Origin of the sequence: uncultured Thermus sp. (genome assembly GCF_938010445.1) — a bacterium.
Lineage (GTDB): Bacteria > Deinococcota > Deinococci > Deinococcales > Thermaceae > Thermus > Thermus altitudinis.
This window is the reverse complement of record NZ_CALLUR010000116.1, coordinates 1-3,904: the sequence shown is the minus strand read 5'-3', so window position 1 is coordinate 3,904 and position 3,904 is coordinate 1. Positions and strand designations below refer to the sequence as shown.

Sequence of the window (3,904 nt, the reverse complement as noted above, 5' to 3'; positions counted from 1 at the left end):
TGCACGAGGGGGAGGTGGAAGAGGGCCAGATCCTCTGCCCCCGGCACGGGGCCCGCTTTGACCTGAGGACGGGCCGGCAGACCTTGCCCGCCCCCAAACCCGTGAAGGTCTTCCCCGCCAGGCTCGAGGGGGACACCATCCTCCTGGACCTTTAGGCTAGGTGCTTCCTTGGCCTCGAGGTTTCCCTCGAGGCCTTTGTCCTTGACACCGGGAAGGGAGAGGGGGTAGGGTAGGAATACCCACCCCACCTGGGGTGGGGGGAGGTGAAGGATGCTGAGGCTCAAGGTGGAAGGCATGACCTGCAACCACTGCGTGATGGCGGTACAGAGGGCCCTCATGAAGGTGCCTGGCGTGGAGAGGGCCGAGGTGAGCCTGGAACGGGCCGAGGCCCTGGTGGAGGGGAAGGCGGACCCCGAGGCCCTGATCCGGGCGGTGGAGGAGGAAGGGTACCGGGCCGCCCTGGCCGGCTAGACCATGCCCCGCGACCACCTCCACCTGGACCCCAAGGTGCGGGAAGAGGCCAGAAAGCGCCTTCTCTCGGCCAAGGGCCACCTCGAGGGCATTCTGCGCATGCTGGAGGATCCCCACGTCTACTGCGTGGACGTGCTCAAGCAACTCAAGGCGGTGGAGGGTGCCCTGGACCGGGTGGGCGAGATGGTCCTAAGGGCCCACCTGCGGGATCACGTGGCCACCGCCCACGAACGGGGGGACGTGGAAGAAATCGTAGAGGAACTCATGGAGGCCCTCAAGTACCGTTAGGCCCTCAAGAACTTAGGAGGAAACCATGCGAAACCTTCTCCTTCTCGGCATCCTGGCCCTGGCCTCCGCCTGGGCCCAGCATGCCCACCATGCGCCGTCCGCCGGCGCGGAGCGGAGCTTTCTTTCGGGCATGATAGCGCACCATGAGGGCGCTTTGGCGATGGCCCGCTACGTTCTGGAAAAGGGCAAGGACCCCCAGGTAAGGGCCTGGGCCGAGGCCATCCTGAAGGACCAGGAACGGGAGATCGCCCTCATGAAGGGCTGGTTGGCGGGAATGGGCGGAATGGACCAGGCGGCCTACGCCGCCATGGAAAAGGAGATGACCGCCATGCTGCAAAAGCTCAAAGGGGCCCAGGATCCCGACCGGGCCTTCGTGGAGCTCATGTTCCTGCATCACAAAGGGGCAGTGGAGATGGCCCTCGAGGCCCTAGGCACCGCCAAGGACCGGCGGGTTCTGGACCTGGCCCGGGACATCATCCTTGCCCAGACCCAGGAGATGCACGCCTTTAGGCTATGGCTCTTGAGGTGAAGGTAGGGGTCAAAGGCATGACCTGCGCCGCCTGCGTGGCGCGGGTGGAAAGGGCCTTGAAAAGGGCCCCAGGCGTGGAGGAAGCCCGGGTCAACCTCACCACCGAGGAGGCCTTTTTGCGGCTACAAGAAGGCGTGAACCTGGCCGAGGTGCTCAAGCGGGTGGAGGAGGCCGGCTATGAACCCGTGGTGGCCCGGGTAGAGATCCCCATCCGGGGCATGACCTGCGCCGCTTGCGTGGCCCGGGTGGAGCGGGCCTTGAAGAAACTGCCTGGGGTCCTTGCGGCAAACGTCAACCTGGCCACGGAAAAGGCCCTGGTGGAGTACCTGCCGGACACCGTGACCCTTCCCCGCCTACGCCAGGCCATCCGGGAAGCGGGCTACGAGCCCCTGGAGGTGGCCCAGGAGGAAAGGAAGGCCCCCGCTTACCCCACGGATCTCCTTATCGCCTTACCCTTGGCCTTCCTCACCCTCCTCCTGGCCATGGGGCCCATGCTCCTTCCCCTCCCCCACGTTCCCCCTATCCTCCAGGTCCTCACCGCCCTACCCGTGCTCTACGCGGGCCGGCGTTTCTTCCGCCAGGCCCTGGCCGAGGTGCGCCACCGGGCTTTGGGCATGAGCACCCTGGTGGCCCTAGGGGCGGGAAGCGCCTACCTTTACTCCTTCTTGGTTCTCCTCTTCCCCACCCTCTTCCCAGAAGAGGCCCGCCACCTTTATTTGGAAGCGGGAGCGGTGATCCTGGCCCTGATCCTCCTGGGCAAGCATCTGGAGGAAAGGGCCAAAGGCCAAGCCTCGGAGGCCATCCGCAAGCTCCTCGCCTTAAGGCCCAAGACCGCCCGCGTGGTGCAGGAGGGAGAGGAAAGGGAAATCCCCGCCGAGGCCCTCATCCCTAACGATCTGGTGCGGGTGCTTCCCGGCGAGCGCATCCCCGCCGACGGGGTGGTGGTGGAGGGCTTCAGCCATGTGGACGAAGCCATGCTCACCGGGGAGCCCATCCCCAAGGCCAAGGGACCAGGGGATGAGGTGGTGGGGGGAACGGTGAACGGGGAAGGCCCCCTCCTCATCCGGGTAAGCCGGGTGGGGGAGGCCACGGTCCTGGCCCAGATGGCCCGCCTGGTGGAGGAGGCCCAGGCCTACAAGCCCCGGGTGCAGGAGGTGGCGGACCGCATTGCCAGCGTCTTCGTGCCCATCGTGCTCCTCATCGCCTTGGTCACCTTCGGGCTTTGGCTCCTCTTGGGGCCTGGTCTCTCCTACGCCTTCGTGGCCCTGCTTTCCGTGCTCCTCATCGCCTGCCCCTGCGCCATGGGCCTCGCTACCCCGGCGGCCATCGCTGTGGCCACGGGCAGGGCAGCCGAAATGGGCCTCATTTTCCGCAAGGGCCAAGCCGTAGAAGGCCTGGCCCGGGCGGATACCGTGGTCTTGGACAAAACGGGGACCCTCACCCAAGGAAAACCCACCCTCACGGAAACCCTGGGGTTGGCCCTGAAGCCCGAAGAGGCTTTGCGGCTTGCCGCCGCCTTGGAGCGAGGGAGCGAGCACCCCATCGCCAAGGCGGTTCTAGAAGCGGCCAAGAGCCTTCCCCTACCCGAGGCCGAGGGGGTGCGGGTCCTGCCTGGGGAGGGCCTCGAGGGGGTGGTGGCAGGGAGGAGGCTTTACCTGGGAGGTCCGGCCCTCATGGGGCGGCTCAAGGTGGCCCTTCCCGAGGAGGCCCAGGAGCTATCCCAAAAGGGCTACACCCCCCTTTACCTGGCGGATGGGGAAAAACTCCTAGCCGCCTTCGGCGTCTTTGACCCGCCCAAACCCGAGGCCAAGGAGGTGGTGGCCGCCTTAAAGGCTTTGGGCCTTAGACCCGTCCTCCTCACCGGGGACCACCCCGTCCCGGCAAGGCGGGTGGCTGAAGCCCTAGGAATCCAAGAGGTCCTGGCCGGGGTACGCCCCGAGGGCAAGGTGGAGGCCATACGGCAACTTCAGGCCCAGGGGCGGAGGGTGATCTTCGTGGGGGACGGGATCAACGACGCCGCCGCCTTGGCCCAGGCCGACGCGGGCCTTGCCCTGGCCACGGGCACGGACATCGCGGTGGAGGCAGGGGATGTGATCCTGCTTGCGCCAAGTCTTTGGGGCCTAGTGCACGCCATCCTCCTCTCGCGGCGCACCCTAAGGACCATCTACCTCAACTTCTTCTGGGCCTACGCCTATAACCTCCTCCTCATCCCCGTGGCCGCCGGGGTCCTCTACCCCTTCACCGGGCTTCTCCTAAACCCCATGCTGGCCGCCGGTGCCATGAGCCTGTCCAGCCTCTTCGTGCTCAGCAACTCCCTGAGGCTGAAGGGATTCCGGCCCCAGAGCCCAGCCGTAGCCTAAGGAGACCTGGCTAAGGTGCAGATGGGAGGTGAACGTATGGGGTGGTGCGGAAACTGGTGGTACATGGGTTGGTGGGGACCCCTTCTCGGACTTCTTTGGTTCGTCCTCCTGGGGCTTTTCCTCTACTGGCTGGTGCGTACCTTGGTCCCGGAAAGGCGGGACAAGGCCCTGGAGATCCTCAAGGAGCGGTACGCCCGCGGGGAAATAGACCAGGAAACCTTTGAGCGCATGAAGCGCGAGCTCGCATGAGGGTGCT

Annotated in this window: 6 protein-coding genes; all 6 read left to right on the top strand. The window is 66.0% G+C overall.

From position 1 onward, the window contains the following. On the top strand, positions 1–155 hold a 155-nt coding region (locus Q0693_RS06645; protein ID WP_366140535.1), incomplete at its 5' end, for a Rieske 2Fe-2S domain-containing protein. A 115-nt stretch (positions 156–270) separates the two neighbouring features. Next, complete coding sequence (locus Q0693_RS06640) at positions 271–471, top strand: heavy metal-associated domain-containing protein (RefSeq protein WP_243031710.1); 201 nt, start codon at positions 271–273, stop codon at positions 469–471. Positions 472–474: 3 nt separating this feature from the next. After that, the gene (locus Q0693_RS06635) at positions 475–759 is read left to right on the top strand and encodes a metal-sensitive transcriptional regulator (RefSeq protein ID WP_114313929.1); all 285 of its coding nucleotides are present in this window, start codon (positions 475–477) and stop codon (positions 757–759) included. A gap of 25 nt (positions 760–784) precedes the next feature. Beyond that, positions 785–1,288, top strand: coding sequence for a DUF305 domain-containing protein (locus tag Q0693_RS06630; protein WP_298630152.1), 504 nt, complete (start codon positions 785–787; stop codon positions 1,286–1,288). Continuing rightward, the gene (locus Q0693_RS06625) at positions 1,273–3,648 is read left to right on the top strand and encodes a heavy metal translocating P-type ATPase (protein ID WP_298630150.1); all 2,376 of its coding nucleotides are present in this window, start codon (positions 1,273–1,275) and stop codon (positions 3,646–3,648) included. Before Q0693_RS06630 ends, Q0693_RS06625 begins: the two co-directional genes overlap by 16 nt. 36 nt (positions 3,649–3,684) lie before the next feature. Further along, on the top strand, positions 3,685–3,897 hold the full coding sequence (locus Q0693_RS06620) for an SHOCT domain-containing protein (RefSeq protein ID WP_298630148.1): 213 nt from the start codon (positions 3,685–3,687) through the stop codon (positions 3,895–3,897). Positions 3,898–3,904: the final 7 nt, after the last annotated feature.